Source organism: Runella sp. R5_40 (assembly GCF_057652295.1).
In genome coordinates this window covers 108,514-132,286 of sequence record NZ_JBYFCH010000021.1, presented here as the reverse complement: position 1 = coordinate 132,286, position 23,773 = coordinate 108,514, and the positions used below count along the sequence as shown (strand labels likewise).

Genomic DNA, 23,773 nt, shown 5'->3' with positions numbered 1-23,773 from the left:
TTTGTTTACTTGTTTTGAGAATAGGTAAAGAAAAACGGCGTTTTGGTTACAGTTTAAGAACATTCATGATTGTTTCAAAAAGCCGTTGATTGATATAAATTGATAATGATGGCATTATTAGGGTTGGTTTGGGCAATACCTTTCAGTTCAGCCAATCTCTGATGTGCCTTAGCCGTTTTTTTCAATACTACTCTTGTTTCGATGTCTTGGGGTAGTGGCAGTAGCGGTATGGTGTACTCCATGTTGGGCTTGATTAGCGTTTCAATAATTTGGGTAGTAATACACTAAATCTTTTCTTTGATTCTACCTCTACTTTGATGGGTTGTTCGTGCTCAATTCCACCACCCTTCCAATCGCCAGTAGCTACCCAGTTTTCGTAATGATATAGCCATTCTGATGCCCAAGGGACAATGGTTCTTACAATCCACAAACCGCTGTGCCATTCGTTATTTTTGGGATAATAGAGACAAAGCTCCTGTTTGGTCTGTGAATATACATGAGGGAGTTCTTTGCCATCGGGAATAATTAACGGTGTATGTACTTTGGTAATTGGCGGTTTACCTTGAAAATACGTGACGCTTATTTGATAAAGTTGGCTGATAGGATTGGGTTGTAGGTAGCCTTTCCACCTAATACCCAAACCGTGTGCCAGCACCGTAAAATCAGACAAGGGGAACAAGGCTTTTAACCTTGCTCCCTGCATTATAGGGGTCAGCTTTTTAACCTTTATCGCTCCCATACGGATTGTGTTGGGTTACAGGTACACTTTTGGGAGTCTGTTGTGAGCTCAAAATGCCCGTTCCTGCCGCCATAAAGAGACGATTGGCTTCTCGTTCTTTCAACGTTTGTTCAGCTACCTCATTAAGGGCTTTTTTCACTATGTTTTCACCAAAGTACTGTTGCAACGGTACTGCAAGTTCGGGTAGTCCACGTTTTTGAGCGAGCTGGTCAAAGTCTCGCTTAGCTCGGTTGAGCCATTCAAAAAACAATTCTTCCTTTTCGGGGTTTTCTGCCCATTTATCAGCAAAGTTTTCAAGTGGATTTACGGGATTTTTAACAACTTTATTACCTTGCTCATCCAGCTCGATAAAACTTGCCATTCGGCTCAATACATTGCGTAGGGCTACAAAAATATCGGTTTCATTTTGGTAGGCTTTGGCCGCAAGGGTGGTGATTATTATTGAAATGGGTGAATTGGGGTTATCTCCATAGCGCAAATCTCGGTGCCGCTTCAAAAGTTGCACTACCCGTTGTAGAGGGGTTTTTACTCGGTACTCAGGTACATCGTCCACACTCATTTTCATTTGTTCCGCCAAAAGCATACGTCGGCGATCAAACTCCACTTTCATAGTCTGTAAAAACCACAGTGCGTAACCTTCGGGATTACTTTTGGGAAAATCAATATCGGTATCCCACATTTCATTGTCAGTAATACAAAGGACATAAACGGCCAGCGAACGAGGTACGGCCAGTTGTGTAGTGAGTTGTTGAATATACTGAGCGCTGTCGGGAATAGACGGTACGATGTCTAAATGAAAACGAAATTGGTCATTGTATTGCAGTCGCCAACATCTCCGTTTTTCGGGCGCAAGCATACGCTTGTAGGTTTCATTTGCTTTCAGGCGGTCACCTACTACTTTTTTTAACCACTGTTGCGAAATTTGGCTTTCAGAAATATGTAGTTTACAGGTCAAATCAACGTCGTATTCTTCATCTTCCAAAAGCGGACGAATCACTGTGCCGTACCTAAATGACCCTTGTGGGCTAATATGTGGGCGGTAGGGTCTTAATGGAGAATCGGGGGCATCTAACCAACTTGCTACGGCTTGGTAACTGCGGGTAGCAATTTCATACTGGTTATCGGTAAGGTCTAATTTTTCGGCAATTTTATCAAGAATTTTGCTGTACTCTCTGTCTATTTCTGGGGTCATTTTTAATCAATTTTGATTGTTTGGTAAAACCCACCAGCTGGGTTTTGAAAATTTTGGTCGTAAACGAGCATCGGCAAGTCTGCCTTCGGCATTCTTACTCTTCCCAATTCAATTGCCATGGCACTGGGCATTGCAGGGAATACGTGAATGAGGTTATTTTGACCATGGCGGGCCTTTATTTCATTCAAGAGCAATCGCAATTCCGTTCTAAACCGTGCCAATTGCTCTCTGTTTCTCAGAAAGTCATTGTTGGGTTTGTTCACTGTAAATGTCCAAATTGAACATTCCTCACCTAATACGCTCACGATACGGTCTTCCGTAATCGTAGCGCTCAACGCAAATACCAAAGCAACGGTTGGGTAACTATTTTGAGGTTTAATTACCTCAAAAGTTACCTCGTCCATTTCATTCAACCACTTCCATGTTTTCGGCTCTCGATGAAGCTGATAAACCTCCGTTGGGTGTAATTCACCCAATAGGCTACCCAGAAGAATCAGTAAGGGCTGGGGAGCTAACCCAAAGACTGATAGGTGTTTAATTGTACCTGATTGCCTTTGGCGTTTTACGTAATTATCAAAATTTATCCGCAAGTTCTCCTCTTCACATTCCCAAAATCGTTGAGTATGATCAAGGATTCCACTATTTGTCAACCCAAGTTCTATTCCCTTTTGGCTTGATGGATAATGTGTGTCAATGATTGTTTGATGTGCCATTTTATAGCACAGCGGTGAATCATGCTTTCCTATGTTTGCTCCAAAAAGCAAGATTTCACTATGCTTATCTTGATCTATTCCTGTTTGTCTCTCAATCCGTTCTTCATGGATTTGTTTCATTTTGAGAAGTACATCTTCTGGATAATTTTTGCCTCCAATACCTTTTTCGTCAACTCTATTGTGACAATCAGCGCATAACAACATCAAATTGCTATATTCAGTACAAAGTAGCTTCGACTTTATCGGATCTCCACGTTCTCCACCTTCTTCTGCCGCAACAATGTGAGCTACGTATGCTTTATTACATTCTTTCATTGTTATATCATCCCTCCAAAGTTGCTTGTTACAACCTTCAAACTGACATCTTCCAGCTGCTTTAACCCAAAGCCTTAAAATTGTTTTAGGAGGTATGGGGGTTCTATTTTTTTCTTTTTTCGTAACTGTTTTCATGGCTATAATTATTTAAAATCCTAATTCCTGCAAATAGGCTTTCATTTGCTGCTTAATATCGGTCAATCGGTTTTCAAGATTATCAATCTCGTTTTGGGTGGCTTTCAGGTCTATTTCGGGTTCTTCCTCGAAGGTGTCCACGTAGCGGGGAATATTCAAGTTATAATCGTTTTGGCGTATTTCCTCAATATCAGCACGGTAGGCATACATAGTTTCAATAACTCCTACCTCTGATTTGGACGTTTGAAACGCTCTGTATGTTTCTGTAATATGATTGATATTTTCGAGGCTGAGTGAATTTTGGTTTTTGCCTTCTACATATTCTTTGGAGGCATCAATAAAGAGCACATCTGAGGTTTGTTTGCCTCTATTAAACACCATGATGGCAGTAGGGATACCTGTCCCGAAAAATAGATTGGCAGGCAAACCAATGACGGCTTCGAGCACGTTGTCTTCGATAAGTTGCTGGCGAATCTTGCCTTCGGCTGCACCTCTGAACAACACGCCATGAGGCACAACTACACCCACTTTACCTTTGCCTTCGTAGGCAGTTTCTATCATGTGGCTAATAAAGGCGAAATCACCTTTTGATTTTGGTGGAACTCCCCGCCAAAAACGATTATGGCGATCATGACCTGCATCTTCGGCTCCCCACTTATCGAGTGAAAATGGCGGATTGGCTACCACAATGTCATACTTCATCAGGTTGTCGCCTTCCAGCAATAGCGGGTTATTGATAGTGTCGCCCCAACGGATGGTAGCATCGTCCATACCGTGCAAAAACATGTTCATACGGGCAAGCGCATACGTTGAGCCGTTTACCTCTTGGCCGTAGATGGAGAAATTATTAGAGCCAATTTTTTGAGCGACTTTAATCAATAAAGAACCAGAACCGCAAGTAGGATCACAAATGCGATTACCAGGCTGGGGGTTCATTAAGGCTGCCAAAAGCGTAGCGATTGGTGAGGGGGTATAAAACTCCCCTGCCTTCTTACCTGCGTCAGAGGCAAAACGTTCAATCAAAAATTCATAAACATCGCCAATAACATCAGCCGACTCCAAATGAGATGGCGTGAGATCTACATTTTTAAAGTCTTCGATGAGGTTTTTCAGTCGTCTGTTACGGTCTTTGGTCTGCCCTAAATTGGCCTCTGAATTGAAATCAATATTCCGAAATACGCCTTCGAGCTTAGTGCGGTTCGAGTCTTGCAACTCTTCCAGTGCTTCGTTGATGAGTTCGCCAATGTTGGGTTCGCTGCGATTAGTATAGAGATAATCATATTGGCAATGTTTGGGCAATTGGAAACGCTCGTTTCGCATGGCTCTTTCGGTCCGTTCGATGTTGCCATCGTAGCGGTTCAGATGGTAGTTATAGCGGTCTTTCCATAAGTCGGACAGGTACTTCACAAACAGAAAAGTCAAGATATAATCTTTGTACTGACTGGGGTCTATTACACCCCTGAATGTATCACAGGCTTTCCAAACGGTATTGTTGATTTCGGCTTGGGTAATGATTTTAGACATGATCTTGGGTTATGATTTGAGTGAATATCCCGTGAAATAGTTGTTCTTTTTTTTCCAGTAATTGAATTGTAATTGCTCGTTCCTGTTGGTAAATGTGGTGCAATTGAATGATTTCTTTTTGCTCAGCCAACGAAATTGTAGGTACAGGCAGCTCTTGGAACTCTTTTTTGTTCAAAACAGGCACAGTCAAAGTAGAGCTAATCATGGCTTTTATTTTTGACTGAGTTGCTGGGTGATTCAGATAGATGGCAAGAAACTGAGGCAAGATGGTTGTATCTTGTAGTCGAATCACAAAAAACAGCGAAGAAGCCACGGCAGGCAAATGATGTTCATTGATATGAAAAGCAGCATTTTTTAGCCCTTTGGCTGGTAAAAGTATGTCGCCAGAAGTTAAGAATTGTCTTTCGTTATTAATTTCAGTTGGGTTTATATAAGTTTTATCTTTGCCTAAAACCAGATTTCCATTGGCATCAAAGTCACCAATTTGCAAGTACAACACCCCGCCGGTTGTGCTTCTTTCTTTGGCATACAGACCAAAAAGGATTTCCGCTATTTCTTTAATTGGTTTCATAGTTTCTTAACAATACAATGATAATTTTTAGTTCAAAAATTTTAAATATTTTTTATTTTATTTTTATGTAATGATTATTTTTGACACAATCATTAGACTGAAACCCTTCTGAGAGAGCTTGGCAGGCATATAATTTTCAAAAAAATGTGTACTTGTTGCTGACAGACGATAACCGACTCCGAAATTGTGCTTCATTGGATGGTATCGAAGCCTGTGGTATCCTTTGGATTTTGGATGAATTGTTATCGGCAAATAAGCGACTATCCAGAGATGAATGTTTAAAAAGATTGGAAAGGTGGGGCTAATTTCTACTTTGTCCGACTTATTAGTGATTTTTTCTTGCTACTTCTGCCACTTCGTGTTCACCAAATGGCTTAACACTTATCAAATCACCTTTTCCCAATATTTGATTAAAAAAACAATCAGGTTCGCATCCATTCATAGAAACATTTTCGGACGTTCCTGTCATAAAATGATAGATTTGCTGCCCTAATTTAATTCCAGAGGGTGCTATGACAAGACTCAACAACTGCATAACTTCCATAGAAGCCAAATGAGAACTAAATACGAAAACATTCTCGTGAGAATCAACAACTGATTTATCAAGTAATCCTTCTATATAATTAGAATCATCAAGCAATCCCTGTCTTTCCAAATTAGCCCAGTGGGTTTCATACTGACCTGAACATTCCAGACAAGTCCGACCAACGCCAACCGTTTGTGTTTTCCAATCAGCACCCTTGATAACAGTATTCTTGGTATTTGTTCTCACCTTAATACCTCCATCTATAACTGGTATCAAATGGGCATAAGCAATAAAATTCAATACCTGTCTCGGCCAAGGTCGATCCACGCAACTAAACAATACATCGCAATCAAGTGATGCTCGAAAACCCATTTCCTCACAAATACTGAACTGATATTTATCAATGTGTATCTTTTCGGAACTGGCACTTCGTTTGAGAGATTTGGCAATCACATCAACTTTGGGTTTACCGATATCCTTGGGATAAACACCTACCAAGCGATCAAGGTTTTTTTCTTCCACTCTATCAAAGTCAATAAGCACAAATTTAGTAAGCCCCATTCGGCTAAGTACTTCTGCTACCATACTGCCAACACTACCCAAACCAACAATACCTATTTTTAATTGTGATAGCTCTTTTTGAGTCTGTTCTCCCCATGCAGAAATTGTTCTTATTTGTCGCTTAGGATTTATATGACTTTTCTGTTGTGGCAAGAAAGAAACTGATAGTTTTTTTCCTACAACTTTCACATTCTCACACCAAAGTCGATAATAAAATCGTCGTTTTATGGGATGCTTTCTCCAAAAACGAGCACTCCAAACCTCATCAATACCCAATGTCATTCCAAGTAATGGTAATTGTGTAGCCCCATATACCGTAGGACTGAGGCATTTTTCTGCGATTATATCATCTCTACTCATTCCTTGCCAGCCCTTAGCAGGATGGGAATGCAAAAATGCCAGCCCTTCACCCCTAATTTTAGCAATTTTCAAGGCTCTCTCAACATATTTGGAGAAAAAGGTTACATTACCATGCACTTCTCTATCCCCAGCTTCTGGTACTATGATAGAGGTTATAATTGCAGTAAAACGATTTATTCCACTGCTTGGTGCGTAAGTAACAAAACATAAATCTTCTTGGCCGTCCAGACGAATCAAGTGCTGCACTAATCCTTGATGCAATTCTTCCGTCAAAACTACGCTTCCTTCTTTCATAAATGGAACAAAAGATTTCGCAAATGCCCAAAGTAAGCCTTGACACTATGATTGGTTCTGTTCCAATCCGCAAATGGTCGACTCCAATAATGCCATTCGGTACCAAAATTATTATGGTTGATAATTTGATTATCTGGATTTATCCAACCAGCAGATATTGACTTAAAGTGTGGACCAGTCGGGCAATTCATTGGAAAGCTATCATCCACTTCCAGGCCAAGCCATACTTTCTTGCCAATATTCTTGCCTACTGATGCTTGATACTCAATAGTCAACTTATTACCCCCAAGCTCGACAGGCGTGTACCCAAGCTCTTTCAGTTCGTTGATAAAATCTATCCTTGCCATAGTTGCTTTCTGGGGTTAAGAAACTGGCATTGGCCCACTAAAAACACTAACAAATTGCATCCCAGCACAAATCATCTCAATTGGTTCCTCAGGAATAGATTGATACGACTTCTGTGTACCATCATCTAAAACTTGTACCAGAAAATAATCGCTGGGATTCAATCCCGCTGCCTTCAAAATTTCATTTGGAGTCATTTGGGATTTATCAGTCATTTCTGGTTCGGCATCAAGGGTGTAATTAAAAACCTCAGGCCCTTTGGTAACAAATCGCTCAATCCCAATTTTGGTCAAATCTACAACTTCATCCAAACTGATTTTTTCAAAATCACACCCTTTAAATTTCTGGTAAAGAGAAAAACATTTAACAGGCACATGCCCTGTTTCTTTCAAAATCTCAAAACCTATTACCCTCTCTTTTGTGAAAATATGGGGGTGTTGATCAACTAAAATACGGTACTTTTTTTCTTTGGGAGGCATAATACCTTTCTCCGCAAAAAGTGCTACATCTACAATGTCCTCTTGTTCTTGCAAGTCGGATGTAATCAAAGTTTCTTGTCTCATTTTATTTTATCGTTTATTTATAAAAGAAAAAACCGTGACAAATCAGATTGTCACGGTTAATACTTATATTTATGTGTGATAACACCGATACGAACTTAATATGTCGCAGATAATCGAAGATTTAAAAAAGGAATCGGATGAAGATTTGCTGGTCTATATATCTATGGTTGATGAGCCAGAAGTTAGAAACGTAGCTTTCACTGAGTTTCATCGCCGCTTCAAGGATTTTCTTTGGAATTTAATCACACAAATCTGTTCCTCTCATTACGATTCGGACGATTTGGCAAAAGCTGTTTTTCAAAATACATTGATTGCTGTTTATCAATACAGCCATACTTTCGATACAAATGGCGAAACTAACAGAGAACAAATAGCTAAAAAGCTATACGGTTGGTTGGCAACAATTGCCAAAAATGAAACAAAAAGACTTTTGTTAGAAAGTACAAATACCATCAACCGACAGGAAGATGATAGTATAGCATATCAAAACATGATTGCCAATGCGAAACAATCAGTTAAGAATACTTCTAAATATTTAGCTGCTGTTGAATCTGCTGTAAAACGACTTAGTGAGCGAGACCAACACATTGTTTTGACTTATTGGCAGTATTATGAACACGGAAATGGCTCACAAGCCAAAAATATGCCAGTAAGGGTTTTAGACGAACTGGCATCCAAGTATAGTACCACGAAGGCTAACATTCGTAAAATTATTGAGCGTGGAAATAAAGCCATTAAAGAAGACTTGGCTTCTTCTATTCCCAACCTCCAAACAACTCTGTAACCATGATACTTGATGACAACGAGACCCTATCTGGTGGTTTAGGGCCAGAATTTCAATCGGCATTAAGGAGTTTAGGCTATCTCTTTCCCGAAAATCCCGAAGAGCTTGACGATTTGATGACAAAGATAACTCAATTGCCTAAAAAGCCATTACCCCCAGAGCTACAAGATCCTATGCAACTACTTGCACAAGGACGGGTTAAACTCACAAAAATTTATAATTTAGGTGCTGATAGAACTATCCAAGAAAACTTGGCACAAGCTGCACGTGACGGGAAAGAAATTCCTGACGAAATATTAAAGTTGATGGAAGACGACAGAAAGAAAGCAGAAGACATTAAGAGAAACGATTAGATTTATGCTCACTTTTATGCGAAAGCGTCAAATTGCCCAATATGCAGATGCTGCAACATCGTATTATTTCAATCGTTACCCCGTTGATTCAGAAGTTATTGCCCAAGAGGAATCCATTACATTTTCTTACGGTGACTATGGTGATTATTTTGACGGGTTACTGCAACACAAATGTGGTAGTTTTCACATTTTTATTAACCTCAACCGATTAGAGTTACCTTACAAACCAAGAACTCGTTATACATTCGCTCATGAGTTAGGTCATTACTTTATTGATGAACACCGTATCGCCTTGCAAAATGGGTTGGTTCCATCACATCCTTCATTTAATCAACTAATTAGTTCTAAAAACCCTGTTGAAAAAGAAGCTGATTTCTTTGCATCTTGTTTGCTTATGCCTGAAAGATTTATGAGGCAAGAATGCCAAAGGAGACCATTAAGTTCAACCCTTATACAGCATATACAAGACACTTTTAACGTGAGTACAACTGCGGCAATTTTTCGATATTTCGAATTAAGTATGTTTCCCATGTCAATAATTTGTTGCAAAGAGGGGAAAATACTTTGGAGCATGCGAACGGATGATTTTACCTTTAAATGGCTACCCCAAAAAGGGGATTCTGTACCTATAAATACTATTGCAGGGGATTTTTTTAATGGTAGGAGCAAAAGTGAAAATGAGGAAATTGTTTATTCTGACGATTGGTTTCCTAATAATACCAGAGATAACGATACAGAGCTTTATGAAAAGTGCTATTACCTTAATGCAAATACAATCATAAGTCTAATCTGGGTCAGAGAACGTAGAATTTCATATTAACTTACCCCACCTTCACCCCCATCCTTTTCTCTTCTTTCTTCTCCGAAACCTTCTCCGTCAAAGACTCCTGAATCTTCCTTTCGATTTGTTGCAAGTCTTGGCGAAGCTGTGAGAGTTCCTGCTTATGCGGCCACAGCTTAGATACAAATTCTTTCAGTTGGTCAATGTCTTTTTTGAAATCTACTAACCGCTTTTTCTGGTCTTCGGCAATTTTAGGAATTTTTTCGAGGGCATTATGAACAAACTGAGCCGCAATTTCGGGCGTTCGGGGCATTTGTCCGCTGTTGTGCTGGTACTTAATGCCATTGGGAGAAACGACTGAAAAATGGTTTTCTCGCTGAGGATATCCCTCCACAAAATTGGTAATCGTCGTTACTTCTAACTTAAAGCCGTGCAACTCTCCTACCACTTTGGGTTCGGCGTTGCGGTTATTTTTGTCAATAATGATGAGTTTTTTACCGATTTCTTTGGGGTCTTTACTGTCCAAATCGGGGATAACGAGCTGTCCTTTTAGCTTCCCATTTTCGACATAAGCGTTTATTTTTTTGAGATGAATTTGGTCGGCCTCCACTTTTTTCAATTGCGTTTCTCCTTTGCCTGCTTGCCGTTCCTTTCCTTCTAAACGCTGTTTTGCCTGTACCACATCTTTGTTGTAAATCAACAAATCTGATTCTAATCTACCCAATCGCTTCTCAATCTTGGCTTTTTCCAATAAATCGGTATTGCCCGACAAAATGGCGATGTACTCGCTAAAATTCATGCCGTTTTTCTCGTCCAAACTTCCTTCGTCAATCCGTCGGGTGGCCAGATTGGAGTTTTTGATTTGGCTTATAAACAACGATTTGTTCTGCAACAGGTTGAACTTGTAGTTATCCAACGTCTTTTCGACGGCATACACATAATTATAAACTTCGTTGCCATACACTTTGGCAATCTCGTTTCCTTTCCTAACTCCTCTTCCTATACGTTGGTCGAGTTCTGAGGGTTTCCAAGGAATGTCTAAGTGGTGCATGGCCACGATGCGCTGCTGCACGTTCACGCCAGTTCCCAACATTTCAGTCGAACCTAACAGGATTCTTACTTTGCCTGCATTAGTATCAGCAAACAATTTGGTACGCTGGGCTTCATTTTTGCACTCTTGAATAAATTTAATTTCGTTGGGCGGAATGTGGTAATCTTCTACCAGCTTTCGTTTCAATTCGCTATATACGTTCCATTGATGAGGTTTATAGGTTCCCAAATCCGAGAAAACCAACTGTGTTCCTTTGTGCTGTTTGGTTTGCTGGTAGTGTTCGGCCATTTTCTTAGCGCATTGGCTTACTTTATTATTGGGGTGGTCATCGTAATTGGGGTTAAGCAGTCGCATATCCAACGCCATTTTCTTGGCATAATTGGTCGCAATCAGCATCTTCGCTGCTTCTTCGCCTTCGCTTAGTTTAGGCCTGCCGAGCAAAGTCGCATCACCCGTTTCGGCAAACTTCATCAGCTTATGAATAAAATCTTCCTGCTGCGGGGTGGGCGGCACATGAACAAGCTTTTGGTTCAATTTTGGACGTTCAATTCCAATCATATCCGCCGTTCTAAAATCGGTAATTTGATTGTAGAACATGGCCAGTTCAGGAACTTTGATGAAATAACGAAAGCGTTCTTTCTGAATCAAATTGTTGGTCACCGAAAATTCAAAATCGGTGGTTTTCTTCGCATATACCGCTGCCCAAGCGTCAAAATTGACGATATTCTGCTTTTGTAGCTCTTTGGGACGCAGGTACTTGAATATCAAATACAGCTCAGTCAATGAGTTGCTGATGGTTGTCCCCGATAAAAAAGTGGCGCATAAGTCTTTGTCTTTTCGTTGCTGCATGGTTCGGATGGCGTACAGTAAGTTGATAGCCTTCTGGCTTCCTTCTTGATTACCTAAGCCCGCAACTCGGTTGTGACGGGTCGTAAACATCAGGTTTTTGAAACGGTGGCTTTCGTCAATAAACAAATGGTCTATACCCATCTGCTGAAAGTCGGGAACGTCGTCTTTTTTTTCTTTGAGTTGGTGATTGATACGGGACATTTCTACCGTCAGATTGGCTTTGCGTTTTTCCAAACCTTTCAGGGCTGCTTTGGATACTTCGTTGTTTTGTTGACGCATTACTTCCAAATCCAACTCGACGTTCGTTAATTCGGCTTGGACGGTTTTTTGCTGGATTCTGGGCGATTGGGGGATTTTACCAAACTGGTCGTGGGTCAAAATAATGCAATCCCAATTATTATTTTTGATGTCGTTGAATAGCTTGACTCGGTTTTCAGGACTAAAATCACCAGCCTGTGGATACAATAATTTGGCTTCGGGATAAGCAGATTGGAAAGTTTCGGCTATCTGATGCACATTGGCTTTGAGACCGATAATCATGGGTTTATTAACGACTCCTAATCGCTTCATTTCGTAAGCCGCTACGCACATAATCAGGGTTTTTCCCGAACCTACTTCGTGGTCGGCTACGCCCCCTTCGTTTTGCAACAACATCCACACGGCATCTTTTTGACTTTGATATAAACTCGGGATACCCAAGTTTTTATAATTGAGGTGCGGAAATTGTTGATGCTGACCGTCGTATTGGGGTTTCACATAGCAGTTAAACAGTTGGTTATAACACTGTTCTATGTCGGTTTTGAGCTCTTTTGGTTGCTCACTTAACCAGTTGGGAAACTGATTACGAATCTGCTCAATCTTACTCGCCGCCAGTTGGGTTTTCTCCTGGTCTTTAACCGTCACTTCTTGTCCTCCATCGTACAACTTTTTAGTAATATGTGGATTGGTGTTCAGTAAGGCATATTCAGCTAAATCAAGACCGTCGTAGGTGCGGGTTTGGGCATTAACGGCAAATTCTGTGGTAATTTTGGCATTGCTTTGGGTACTTCGGGAGGTGCGTACCGTAAATGTGTCAGTGGATGGGGCATATTGAATCCGAATAGGAATGTCGAACAAATGACTTAAATAATCCTGATATACCTGTGTCGGAATCCAACGTTCACCAAAGTTGAATTCCAACAATTCAAAAGGGACTTTTTCGGGTTGATTTTCCTGTAATGCCGCTTGGGTTCTGAGAGCTTCGGTGTGGTGAGGATTCGTTTCGCAGTAGTCTTCAACGGCTTGTAGTTTTTCAAAAACGTTGCCCGATAAAAGCATTTCACGGGTTTGGTATTCTTCCCGGATCGGGTTATACAGCAAACGGTCTTGCAATTGGTTCAGCAGCTTTTCTTGGCTTTGGCCACTGATTTCCTGCATGTATTCTACATTCACTTTCCCAAACCAATTCAACGAGGCAAGCAAGGCATCCTCGGCGGTTTCGATGCGTTGTTTTTTGGAGAAGGCAACAGGTTGCTCGAAAATATCGGCTTTGATAAATTGTCCGTCTTTGACTCGTTCCAAGGCCAACAGTTCTTTGCCTTGCGAGTCCAGTAGGACTACCCCTACGTTTTCTTTACGATTTAATTCGCCATATTGGGCAGTGAATTGGTCATACGATTCATTGAGTAATTGTCGTAAACCTGCATTTTCGGCTTGAAATTCCTGCTCAAAGTTATACAGTAGGTAGTAGTTATCTCGAAGCTGAATCAGGCTCTTAACTTTTCCCTGTTGGGTTTTTGAGAATTCAAGAGGGCGAAAAAGGGGATTTTTCTCCGCCAATTCATAGACCTTGCCTACTTCCCCATTTTGTTCCACCAATGAGCCTTCTTTCAGGTGAGGATATTTTATACCCTCAAAGGGTTGAGGTTCAATGACTGGCGTTGGTTGAATCGTGGCAAAAAGGTCTAATTGCGGCGTAAGCGGTGCTTTACTAATTGAAACACTAGCTTTTGCTGTTGGTACAACGATTTTGAGGTGCTGATCAAAATCCTCGTCCAGCATTTTTTTCAATGCTTGCCCTATGGCTTCGGTGCCACCTTGATGGGTAAAAATTTGGGCGGGTTTTCCGTACTGGTCAGTATCAAATTGCAATTGGGTATGAACAATGCGGCTGAGGTCTTCATAATATTGGTTACCGGGATATTCTCGGCGAGTGCTTTGGATAAAAAGTCGCTCCCGCTGGCTCAGGCTCGTTTTTTGCGTGTCTTTTTGCAGGATAATTAAATCGCTGCCAACGCTTGTACCTGCAAAGTCAGTGAACAAATTGTGGGGCAAACGAACCGAACTTACCAGATGGGTATTCCGCATCAAATACTGCCTAATTGGCTCATTACTTGGGCTATTCATCAAAGCATCGGTCGTCAAAAAGGCCACTACCCCACCCTCTTTGACCACATCCACGGCTTTGACAAAAAAATAGCCGTGCAGACTGCGGCAGGCTTGTCGTTTGGTTTTGTCTTTGCTATTGGCAAAGGCAGCATCCCACACAGCCACATCTCCAAAGGGAATGTTAGAGGCAACTAAATCAAATGTATTCAGGTAGCGACTGTTGATGTCTTCAAACCCTTGTTGTTTAACTTGTTTTTTACCGTGTAGGGTTTCTAACAGTGTCGCTGTCAGCAGGTCTTTTTCAATCAAAAGGGGATTAGAAAGCGGCAAACCGACTCGCTGAAAACCATCCGAGAACTGCCCCAATCCTGCCGAAGGGTCTAAAAAACCATTTACCTCGAATCCCGTATTTCGTATAGCTTCGCCCAGAGCTTCAATTACCGCAGGTGGTGTGTAAAAACTTGTCAATACGCTGTTTTTGAGGCTTTGCCAGTATTCCTCAACCCGTTGTTCTCCTACTTCATTTTCTATTGTTTCCCACAGGGTTTGTACGTAAGGTCGTAGTTCTGTATCTGCTTTGGTTTGCCAAGTGCTGTCGTCTTCTAATGGCAAAAGAATAGCTTTTATTCCTCCAAATCCTGCATATTGCCGAATGAGTTCCGATTGTTCCTGCGTTGGGGCTTTACCCATTTTTTGTAATTGCAACGCAAGGCGAATTGCCTCGGTATTTTGTAAAAGGTGGTGTTTGGGATTAAACGCCATGCGTCTGAATCAATGTTTCAAGTTGGCCGATAATTAAATGGTAGCAGAGTCGCTGATTCTCGCCTGTGTCTGATTCTTCGTAATTTTTCACCAACTTTTCAAGCAAGGGGCAAATGGTGATGAGAAAGCTTTGCCGTTTCTCTGATGCGATTAGTCTTTGATAGTCAGGCAGAAACTCGGTTTCGAGCAAGTTATTCAAAAATGTATATATCGAGAAAGACAGCCCATTGGTGAGGTCAGCAATGGCTACCTCTTGGGCTTGTAAAACATCCTTACCTGATAATCGTTCCTGCTCAAAAATAGAAGCAGCTTGATTTACCCGCTCTGAAACAAGATTTTCTATTTCTTCCGTGGTGAGTTTAGCCAGCACATCGGGAAACTCGCTTTGCAGATAGCTTTGTAAGTATAGGGTAAAGTAATCCTGTTCCATTTTTTTATCAAAAACCAATTTTGTTCTTTCCCTGTCCAAACCCTTGTGATTCAGCATTTTTTATTTCCTCCTGTTTTGATTTTTGAATCTCTTGGTAAGGTTTAATTGTGGGCGGTGCGGGCAATTTAAGGTTATGAGAAGGAGGTAAGGCTTGACCGTTACGTTCTCTCAACACATCGTTCAAATCTTTTTGCTGACGAGTTGGACGCACGATTTGAAACAGTTTTTGTTCTTGCCGTTTTTCTATTTCATCGCTTATCCTATTCAGTGCTTTGGTCAATAATTTAGTGTCATTCGGAAAGTGAATAATCGTACGGGTAATCATGTATTTCATGTTTTCATCCAACATCGTTTCCCGCTGAAACTCATTGATTTTCTTTTCTTTATCGTTCAAATCCGTGCTGTATCTTTTCACGAACAAGTTCATGTCTTCGACCAAATCTTTTATGAAACCTTCGTTTAGTTCCTGCGCTTTTCTTGCTCCCAACGCTAAGGGGTAGCGAAGCTCTAAATTCAACCGATTTGTTCCGACGGATTCTTGGTTTTCAGTATTCTCTTCCGTTTTTTTTGTTTGCTGATTGGTAGGCGATGAATACGTCAGGTAGGGCTTAATCTTCATCTCGGGGTTTTCGGACGGGTGGTCTAAGGCCAAGTAATTCACCGCAAATCGTAGCCCCGCATTATCGCCATCCTGTGCAATCACTAATTGAGCTTGTGGATTTCGATTGAGGATTTCTTGCAAAAAAGCCACTTGTTTCCCGCCAGGCTGCCCACCTGTTGCTACGTAAAAACGTCGTTCATCGGCTTGTTCAGGGTTCAATTGTTTTAACGAAATCGCATCAATGGCTGATTCTGAAATGACAATTCGTTGAACAGGAACTTCATAAAACCCTGTTTTTGCTTGCTCAATGGGTAGAATAACATGCTTCTCTTCGCCTAATTCTCCATATAAGAACACTACATTTTTAGTATCTTGGCGATAAATTGTACCAATAGTACCTTGTGGAATTTCTTGCCCTTTGTCAAATTTCAGTAATTCTTTTGCCTCAAAAAAACGATTTGAATGCCATAATGCCTCTCCTCGCTCCCCTTCGGGAAATGCTTTGTAAGCCAAATTTCGAATGTCCATTGACGCAATGTTTCCGTCACGGACATACATAGGAAAGGCCGTATTCACATGCCGAATCACACCTGTATCAAACGCCACATTTTTGATTCGCCCCTCAAATTCTTTGGAAAAAAGCACCTCTTTTGTAATAGTCCGACCTTCCAAGTATTCAGTATCAGTTAGCGGGGCAATCTGATATTTGCTATACAAATCCTGCTCACGGAGCAGCGTATCTTTCAAGAAATAATTGGCAGGGACTTCAATCATTGGCTCAACCATACGCTTCTTTTCAGCGAATCCGTCTTGCATCATGATTGAGTCAATGGTCTGAAAAATATGGCGATAGTTCCCGTGTTCCATCCGCTCCATAAACTTAAAAATATCCCCTTTAAATTGCGGATCGTTTAAGTCTACAAAAAACTTTGTTCCGTAATCCTTTACGGCTGCTACTGCCAAGCGTTGCTTATCGCCTTTGATTCCAGTTTCGTAAAGCCGCCAAGCATCGTTGGGGCGAGACTTCTTTTTGTCTAACTGATAACCATAGTGTTGCAATACAATTTCTAAATCTAAATCCTGCTTTATTTGGCTCAAATCTCGGGTCATACGTCCGCCTTTTCGTTGAGTTTGGGATGATATAGCTACCTTATCTTGCGCCGTAATTTCGCTACCATCAAGCTTTTTTAAGGTCAAATCATTTTTAACAGCAAATCGCTCAATAGTTTCCAGATTCCAAGCCTTATGAACCGACTTTGACTCTCTGACATTGTGATACAAGTCGTTCAGATTTAACTGCTTGTACCCAACAGAGCCATCTAATTTACCCGTTTGACTTGGCAAATACGCTCTACCTTTCTCGCTTCGTTGATAGACTTCTTTAAACTCGGCAGGATGAAAACCACTGATTGCAGGGTAAACAGCAACTCGAACTTCACCACTGCCCAGCGTTAAAATACGTTTGGCTTCTGGATTGGTAACGACGCTTGGGGGCAATTGGGTGATACTCCTGGCCCCGTACATATTTTTGATGGCCTTATTGCATCTTTCAACATTATCGGGTGTAGGTTCAATCCAGAGTTGAACATTTCCAATGGTGCGGCTATTATCAATGCCATTTAAAGCAAAATCACCGAATGCGATGTAGCGCACTGCTTCTTTGTTTAAATGTCGAAGGATGGCTAATTGCTCTCTCGAAGCTCGGTTTTTGACATCTTGCATGGTCTTTTCGGACTTAGAGGTTAGTCAGGAATTTCAAAACCACCGTCGGGTTCATTGACATCGAACAGTGAGTTTAACAAGTCTTTGGTATCGAAAAGGGTATCCAAATGAGCTGTATAGAGTAGATTTTGCTCGTCATTAGACAGTGATTCCCATAGTTCAGGGTCATTGATAGAAGCATTTATCACATATTTACTTGGGTCGAGCGGTTCTTCACCGTCAGCAATGTAAAGCGGCTGAATAGCTACGTTGATTCGTTCGGCCCCGTACCTTTTTGTTAGGTCATTAAGAGATAACATCATCAATTGTTATGGATTAGCAGTTGAAAAATGGCTCAACTTATTTTTCAATCACAAAGTAAGTTAAGTCATTTTAATAAAACAAATTATTTATTTTTACCTTTATGATTAAATATATATTGAAAATAATCTTATTTTTATTTCCAATAATAACCAACGCCCAAGCAGTGTTAGATAGTATTCTGCACTCAGAAAGGTCATTAATAATCAAATTACAGCAATTATCTCATGCCGAGATTATTCGTCAATTTCCTTATTTTTTTGAATCAAATCCAGTTGTGGCTTTTACCATTCCTTGCCTACCACCTGTTGGTTTTTGGGAGGGAAACCGAATTTCTTCGGGATTCGGCTGGCGTAAACACCCATTGAAGGGCAAGTTTCAGCACCATAGCGGAATTGACATTGCAGGAAACTATCAATATGTCCGAACGACAGCAACAGGTTTAGTAGAGCAAGTGGGCTATGATAACGCCCTCGGTTTATTCGTTATTGTTAATCATGGTAACTCATATCAGACCATTTACGGCCATCTGGCTGATATTCAGGTGAAAAAAAATCAATTTTTAAACGTTGGCGAAAAGATTGGAATATTAGGGAATACAGGTCATTCCACGGGGAAACACTTACATTATGCCATCAAGAAAAACAGTATTTATGTAAATCCCGCTGAATACTTGACACTCGGGATTCGATTTTTGGAAGGTTATTTTCGAAAACAATAATCTATCTCTCTTTTAGGTTATCACAAATCTCGGTAAAGCAATTTTGATTTGCTTACACCGAGATTTGTAAGCAAATCAGAAAAACAAATCCTTCAATTCTTCGCTCGTATATTTATCACTTTGCAGCAATTGATAATAAGAATACGCCTTATTGATGAGCGTATCGGTATATTGTAGCGAAATAAAATTGACTCCATTTTCGTACAAAAATGACTGATATTGCAACAAATTCTTGGCATTCCCCCGACCTGAGTACATGTTTTTAAAATTATGATACTCAATTCCCACAGTCTCCGCTAACTGCTTTAGGTTCATTTTTTTGATTGACTCAAGGGTAGTAGTATCAGCTCTGTCAAAAATAGCATCTGTCATTTTACGATTTTTATACACAAAAAAAGAATACGTAAAAACCAGCTTCCAATAATACTCACTTGCTTCCGTATTTTCCTTGATAGTTGCTAATTTGGCTTGTAACTCGGCCTGTTCTTCAGGCTGTTCTGAAGAAATCTGTAACGTTTTTAGCACATCTTCGCCAACCAAAATCGGATTGTAGTTTCCTTTTTCGTCGGCAGCTAACTTAGGTCTTCCTCTTGGATTCATTGTATTTTACTTTTTCAAGGTAAACCGCTTGAGCGGTGGTTAGATTAGTTACTTTTTAGTGGGTATGGTTATTTGGTATTCCGCCATTTCGTACTCTATGAGTAGCGAAATATCTTGTTTCACTCGATGATAATGTTCTTGTAGGAGTTTATTCTTATAAGAAACCTTTTCAGGCTCGGTAAGGGCATAGTAATCTATCTCGTACTTCTTCTCTACCAACCTCCCTAAATCGTTGATTTTAGGTAACTTCTCCGATTTTTGAAGTTGGTCTTTTTCTACGCTCACAAATGCTTTGAACGTCTTCAAATCAAACTCTTCGCCAAAATTATCCACAAACTGCCCCACAAACTCTCCTTGTTTTAAGGTAGAAATTTTTGAGGCAGGTATTACATCCGCTTGCTGTGTCGATACATTGATGGTAGTATCATTTTTAGAGTACGTTATCGACTCTTTCTCTTGGTTTGTTTTACCAAATCGACGAGCCAACTTTTCGGCAGTTTCAAAAACTACCGTCCCTGAGAAAATATTACCTACAATATTGATAATTACTTTAGCCTCCCTTTCGCCATAGTCGCGAACTAGCTGTTCAAAATCTTGCAATCCTAACCATGTCGCTACTTTATTACTCCGTGCAGTAGCAATGAGCATGTCTATTCCTTTGATAAACATCGTCGGCAACTCATCCCAAAAAAGTGCTGATTTTAGTTTACCCTTCTTGTTCACCAATTTCATCATGCGAGACGTGTAAAGCGAAAAGGCGGTTCCATACACGCTGACACGCTCAGGATTATTTCCCGTACATAGTATTTTAGGTTCGTCGGGGTTATTAATATCTAAGCTAAAATCATTGCCTGTCATCACCCAGTACAACGTTGGCGACGAAAGCCGCGCCATCGGAATACGAACTGATGAAATCTGTCCTTCCAACTGTTCCATTGCCCCTCCTGCTTTAGCATCAATAAAAGGACGTACATAAATCTCGACTTCGGGGTACTGTTCCATTACTTGGAATGTTTCATCATAACGTCGATTTGTAAATTCCAGCGTATGGGGGAACGTACAAATTTGTCCCAGTCGCTTAAAGTCTTGTAACAATTTGGGACTTTGTTCACCTTCCCCCTTCTGCTTCTCTTGTTCGTACAATTCCTGATATTTCATACTTACAGTGCGTAGATACCAGATAACAGAGGTCAAAAAATTAATCGCTGACTCGGGAAAAAACTCACCTTGTTTCTGCGCCCAAGTACGGTTCAAGTTCAACATGATTGTTTGAGCAGACTCATAGGCGTCCATAACATCGGTCATCAACTCGGGTAAAAGCGGATTGCAACGATGTGAGTACTCTATATCATCAAAATTAATGACATAGAATTGGGGAATGAGCGGATCGCCATTGGCTTTCTTTCCCCATGCAAAGCTGTTTTCCCTTAGTGTTTTTAGGTAGGCATTGTAGGCTTCTTCGGTTAAGTCAGGAAACTTAAAGTCATAAATGTAAGCAGTATATCCTTTATATATAGACTGCCAAAGCGCAGGTATCAAAATTGCATACGATTTACCCGACCCAGGTACTCCCAATACCATTGTGGAACGGAACGGGTTAACAATATTTATCAGCCCTTCTCTCCATTTACCTCGAAAATGGTACGTTGTTTTAAAATGGACAGAAAACTCATTTGTTACCAGTGCTTCGTTTTGGGGAAACTCTTCATTCGTTTCATTAAAGATGTCATTTTCAGGCTGAACAAAAAGCAAACGAGAAAGATATTGGCCTGATTTGACCAAAAACAACGTACCTACCAATGTTACGATAATATAAAGCGTATCAATCAAGATAGGAGAAAAGGCTGTTTTGAGGTAGAGCAAAAAAATTGAACCCATGAATAAAGTAGTCCCCATTGCAGCATCAATCATTATTTTCTGCCTTTTCACGTTGGGGTCAATCTTTCCTTTTGAGCCAAGTGAATATAAAAAAATCAAAAAGTAAGTCAGAATTTTGGACAGAATAGGTGTGTCAAACAATCCAAATTGTCGATGAAACTTAGTCAAAAACGTATAAATAAAGCCTCGAATAGGCAGACTTTCAGCTAAAATTTCATGGCAAAACCACAAAAAATGAAATACTAACAACAGTATGGCAATAATCAATAGTAGCTCAACCCCCTGAGCATATCCCTCTTTTTCCTTGCTCGAAAGCCCCGACATTGAACAATCAATTTAATTTGGGGCTTAAAATAATAAAAATATTTAATTTAATACACTAATCGGTATTTTAGTGTATTAAATTGACAAAGGTATAGGTATACTAATTATGCTACTTTTCAAATTTTCGCCGAAGCTCGGCTGCTTTAAAACTCTTTTCTTCGTCTTCAATCATTCGTTCTTTCAACTGTTGATAATAGAGATACACTTTGTAGTCGTTGGTGTGTTTGTAGTAAATCAACGATCCGACCAATGAGCCAGCCACAATTCCCATGAAATTATCCACTGAGTCTTGTACCATGTAGTAGGTCAAAAACCCAATGATGAGCGTCAAGCTCCAAATTAAGATTAGACGAACAAACCTCACCTGAATCAATGCCCAAAAGGTCACCGCAGCAACGAAGAATGTCAGTAAACCGTACGACCAATGCAAATCATATACCTTACAGACTTTGTACCCTGCATAAATACCAATAGCCAGTGCTTCATAATCTAAAATACCAATCGGGTACTCAATTTCTGAGTGATGTTTTTCGTATTCCCACCTCATCCTCTACATGTTCTTAAAATGCTCAATTAAGATTTGAGCTACCATATCTTTAATATTAATATCTTGCTCAACCGCTTTAAGTTTAATTTTCTTCATCAAGGAAGAAGGTATCTTGACATTAAATTGGGTAATTTCATCCTCTGGCTCTTTTACCGTTTTAGGAGTTACAGCCTGAACAGGCTCCACTTTTTGCATCGGCAACTCAGCTGGCTCTTTTTTGAGTTTTGTCTCCAATTTACCAAGCCGCTCTTTAAATTTGTCATCTACTGCCATTTTGTATTACTCTTTTAAAGTTGTTCAACTATCTCCTCCGCTAACGCCATCATTTCTTCACGGGCTTTTTCATCCTCAATGTTCCCTACCCCATTTGCTACAACTGAACGTATGTAACTCACTCGTTCCATTACCTTTGTTTTTAGGGTTGGAATAGAATAGCTATCCAAAATTCCCTTTATATCAGCATTCACACTTGTTCGATATTTAACCATATTTAAGACAATACCTGCTTTCATATCGGGGTTTTTCTTTTGCGCTTCTGCAATCAAGGCAATGGTTGCTTTAATTGCCATCACGTCTAAGTAACTCACTTTCGTTGGTACCAAAACAAAGTCTGAAACTTCAAACAAAGTGGAAAGTTGATCAGTCAAATAAGGTGGCGTATCAATTATCAGAATATCTAATTCGGGTACTTCTCCCGTTTCCAAAGCTTCCCTCGGTACAAGTGTTACTCCCTCCAGTAACTCACCCAAGCCAACGACACTCCCTTGTAAATCGGTATCAAGAATACCTACCTTGAGTGTATCCTTAAACAAAAAAGAAAGATTGAGTGCCAATGTCGTCTTGCCAACTCCTCCTTTTTGATGCGCTACGGTGATTACTTTCATTGCGATTATGTGCTTTTTTCTGCCACAAATGAATCAATAAATAGGAAAATATCAAAATAAAGATATACTAGAATATAAAAATATTAAAATATCTTTATATAAACTACGCACTTGTATTTGTACATTTCTACCCTAAATCAACACATGAATAATGATACATTTTGAGTTTTAAATAAATAATATTTTTTATTTTAATTGACATTATAATTATTTTGTCATTTACTTTGCACATCAAATTAGTAACAAGCCCAAATAATTCATGTATTTATGAAAAGGAAAAATTGCTACTTGTACACGCTTCTGTTATCGACAGTAGTCCTAAAACAAGTCAATGCACAAAACGCAGGTGTTCAAAGAGGAGCCCAAGTGATAGAGCAACAAGCAGCTGCTTTACAAGCTTATTTTACACCAGTAACTACCATTATTTACGTCATTGCAGCTATTGTTGGCTTAGTCGGAGGGTTCAGGATATACAGCAAATGGCAAAACGGAGACCAAGATACCCAAAAAGCCGCAGTTGGTTGGATGGGTGCCATTTTGTTCATTTTGGCCATTGCAGCTACGCTACAAGCTGTGTTCTTTTAAGCCAATGAAACGACTTCAATATATCGTTTCTTCATTTTTGCTGGCTACACTAATGAATGAATATACATTTGCTCAATCAGTAGATTTGACTAAAAAAGGTGGATTTTCGAGGGTGGGAATTGGTGAACAGTTTACCGAACCACTACACAATAATCTTTCTATGTTCATCACTTTTACGTATTTGGTTTGTGGATTCATGGGTTTGATTGGAGGGCTTCGGATTTATACCCGCTGGCAATTAGGTGAAAGCGACCGCATTACCACTGAAATTTGGCGGTGGGCAGCCGCAATACTTGCTGTGATTGCTATCACTACGGGTCTGAGTGCTTATGTTTCAGAAATGGAAGTTGGTTCTCCGCGGGTTACTCAACAAGATTTTGGCATTAACCCTTAATT

Annotated in this window: 24 protein-coding genes; 6 read left to right on the top strand and 18 right to left on the bottom strand. The window is 40.2% G+C overall.

The window, feature by feature from the left end:
• Positions 1-74: 74 nt before the first annotated feature.
• The 9 genes from AC23N5_RS25650 to AC23N5_RS25610 form a co-directional block, all read right to left on the bottom strand.
• On the bottom strand, positions 75-242 hold the full coding sequence (locus AC23N5_RS25650) for a hypothetical protein (protein WP_277341157.1): 168 nt from the start codon (positions 240-242) through the stop codon (positions 75-77).
• 11 nt (positions 243-253) lie between these two features.
• Positions 254-703, bottom strand: coding sequence for a type II CBASS E2 protein (locus AC23N5_RS25645; RefSeq protein WP_277341156.1), 450 nt, complete (start codon positions 701-703; stop codon positions 254-256).
• Between the two features lie 16 nt (positions 704-719).
• Positions 720-1,931 carry a nucleotidyltransferase domain-containing protein gene (locus AC23N5_RS25640; protein WP_472490373.1) on the bottom strand — a complete coding sequence of 404 codons (1,212 nt, stop codon included), beginning with the start codon at positions 1,929-1,931 and terminating at the stop codon, positions 720-722.
• A 2-nt stretch (positions 1,932-1,933) separates the two neighbouring features.
• Positions 1,934-3,094, bottom strand: a complete 1,161-nt coding sequence (locus AC23N5_RS25635; protein ID WP_277341154.1) for an SAVED domain-containing protein — start codon at positions 3,092-3,094, stop codon at positions 1,934-1,936.
• Between the two features lie 12 nt (positions 3,095-3,106).
• A complete protein-coding gene (locus tag AC23N5_RS25630) occupies positions 3,107-4,618 on the bottom strand; it encodes a type I restriction-modification system subunit M (RefSeq protein ID WP_277341153.1) in 1,512 nt (503 codons plus the stop codon).
• Positions 4,611-5,189, bottom strand: a complete 579-nt coding sequence (locus AC23N5_RS25625) for a restriction endonuclease subunit S (protein WP_277341152.1) — start codon at positions 5,187-5,189, stop codon at positions 4,611-4,613. The genes AC23N5_RS25630 and AC23N5_RS25625 overlap by 8 nt, the downstream gene beginning before the upstream one ends.
• Positions 5,190-5,514: 325 nt before the next feature.
• Positions 5,515-6,930, bottom strand: coding sequence for a ThiF family adenylyltransferase (locus tag AC23N5_RS25620; protein ID WP_277341151.1), 1,416 nt, complete (start codon positions 6,928-6,930; stop codon positions 5,515-5,517).
• Positions 6,927-7,277, bottom strand: a complete 351-nt coding sequence (locus AC23N5_RS25615) for a hypothetical protein (protein WP_277341150.1) — start codon at positions 7,275-7,277, stop codon at positions 6,927-6,929. Before AC23N5_RS25615 ends, AC23N5_RS25620 begins: the two co-directional genes overlap by 4 nt.
• A 15-nt stretch (positions 7,278-7,292) precedes the next feature.
• Positions 7,293-7,838 carry a multiubiquitin domain-containing protein gene (locus AC23N5_RS25610; protein WP_277341149.1) on the bottom strand — a complete coding sequence of 182 codons (546 nt, stop codon included), beginning with the start codon at positions 7,836-7,838 and terminating at the stop codon, positions 7,293-7,295.
• Between the two features lie 100 nt (positions 7,839-7,938).
• On the opposite strand from AC23N5_RS25610, the gene AC23N5_RS25605 reads away from it, so the two are divergent.
• The 3 genes from AC23N5_RS25605 to AC23N5_RS25595 are packed head-to-tail and all read left to right on the top strand — an operon-like array spanning position 7,939 to position 9,795.
• Positions 7,939-8,622 carry an RNA polymerase sigma factor gene (locus tag AC23N5_RS25605; protein WP_277341148.1) on the top strand — a complete coding sequence of 228 codons (684 nt, stop codon included), beginning with the start codon at positions 7,939-7,941 and terminating at the stop codon, positions 8,620-8,622.
• Positions 8,623-8,624: 2 nt separating this feature from the next.
• On the top strand, positions 8,625-8,975 hold the full coding sequence (locus AC23N5_RS25600) for a hypothetical protein (protein ID WP_277341147.1): 351 nt from the start codon (positions 8,625-8,627) through the stop codon (positions 8,973-8,975).
• 4 nt (positions 8,976-8,979) lie between these two features.
• Complete coding sequence (locus AC23N5_RS25595) at positions 8,980-9,795, top strand: ImmA/IrrE family metallo-endopeptidase (protein ID WP_277341146.1); 816 nt, start codon at positions 8,980-8,982, stop codon at positions 9,793-9,795.
• Between the two features lies 1 nt (position 9,796).
• Here AC23N5_RS25595 and AC23N5_RS25590 read toward each other — a convergent pair whose 3' ends face one another.
• Genes AC23N5_RS25590 through AC23N5_RS25575 form a run of 4 tightly spaced genes read right to left on the bottom strand, consistent with a single transcriptional unit; the run spans position 9,797 to position 17,840 of the window.
• Positions 9,797-14,785: a helicase-related protein gene (locus tag AC23N5_RS25590; protein ID WP_277341145.1), complete on the bottom strand. Its 4,989-nt coding sequence runs from the start codon at positions 14,783-14,785 to the stop codon at positions 9,797-9,799.
• Complete coding sequence (locus AC23N5_RS25585; RefSeq protein ID WP_277341144.1) at positions 14,775-15,215, bottom strand: DUF1896 family protein; 441 nt, start codon at positions 15,213-15,215, stop codon at positions 14,775-14,777. Before AC23N5_RS25585 ends, AC23N5_RS25590 begins: the two co-directional genes overlap by 11 nt.
• Positions 15,216-15,222: 7 nt before the next feature.
• Complete coding sequence (locus tag AC23N5_RS25580) at positions 15,223-17,538, bottom strand: toprim domain-containing protein (RefSeq protein ID WP_277341143.1); 2,316 nt, start codon at positions 17,536-17,538, stop codon at positions 15,223-15,225.
• Between the two features lie 20 nt (positions 17,539-17,558).
• A complete protein-coding gene (locus AC23N5_RS25575; RefSeq protein WP_013931285.1) occupies positions 17,559-17,840 on the bottom strand; it encodes a hypothetical protein in 282 nt (93 codons plus the stop codon).
• A 101-nt stretch (positions 17,841-17,941) separates the two neighbouring features.
• On the opposite strand from AC23N5_RS25575, the gene AC23N5_RS25570 reads away from it, so the two are divergent.
• On the top strand, positions 17,942-18,559 hold the full coding sequence (locus AC23N5_RS25570) for a M23 family metallopeptidase (RefSeq protein ID WP_277341142.1): 618 nt from the start codon (positions 17,942-17,944) through the stop codon (positions 18,557-18,559).
• A gap of 75 nt (positions 18,560-18,634) precedes the next feature.
• Here the strand turns inward: AC23N5_RS25570 and AC23N5_RS25565 are convergent, their stop codons facing one another.
• The 5 genes from AC23N5_RS25565 to AC23N5_RS25545 all read right to left on the bottom strand — a co-directional run bounded on the left by AC23N5_RS25565 (position 18,635) and on the right by AC23N5_RS25545 (position 22,792).
• Entirely contained in the window at positions 18,635-19,159 is a 525-nt protein-coding gene (locus AC23N5_RS25565) for a hypothetical protein (protein ID WP_277341141.1), read from the bottom strand.
• A gap of 48 nt (positions 19,160-19,207) precedes the next feature.
• On the bottom strand, positions 19,208-21,361 hold the full coding sequence (locus tag AC23N5_RS25560; RefSeq protein ID WP_277341140.1) for a YWFCY domain-containing protein: 2,154 nt from the start codon (positions 21,359-21,361) through the stop codon (positions 19,208-19,210).
• A 109-nt stretch (positions 21,362-21,470) separates the two neighbouring features.
• Entirely contained in the window at positions 21,471-21,908 is a 438-nt protein-coding gene (locus AC23N5_RS25555) for a hypothetical protein (protein WP_277341139.1), read from the bottom strand.
• 3 nt (positions 21,909-21,911) lie between these two features.
• Positions 21,912-22,181, bottom strand: coding sequence for a hypothetical protein (locus tag AC23N5_RS25550; protein ID WP_277341138.1), 270 nt, complete (start codon positions 22,179-22,181; stop codon positions 21,912-21,914).
• Positions 22,182-22,195: 14 nt separating this feature from the next.
• Positions 22,196-22,792, bottom strand: coding sequence for a ParA family protein (locus AC23N5_RS25545; protein ID WP_277341137.1), 597 nt, complete (start codon positions 22,790-22,792; stop codon positions 22,196-22,198).
• Between the two features lie 267 nt (positions 22,793-23,059).
• On the opposite strand from AC23N5_RS25545, the gene AC23N5_RS25540 reads away from it, so the two are divergent.
• Both AC23N5_RS25540 and AC23N5_RS25535 read left to right on the top strand, forming a co-directional pair.
• Positions 23,060-23,377, top strand: a complete 318-nt coding sequence (locus AC23N5_RS25540; protein ID WP_277341136.1) for a DUF4134 family protein — start codon at positions 23,060-23,062, stop codon at positions 23,375-23,377.
• A gap of 4 nt (positions 23,378-23,381) precedes the next feature.
• Entirely contained in the window at positions 23,382-23,771 is a 390-nt protein-coding gene (locus AC23N5_RS25535) for a DUF4134 family protein (RefSeq protein ID WP_277341135.1), read from the top strand.
• Positions 23,772-23,773: the final 2 nt, after the last annotated feature.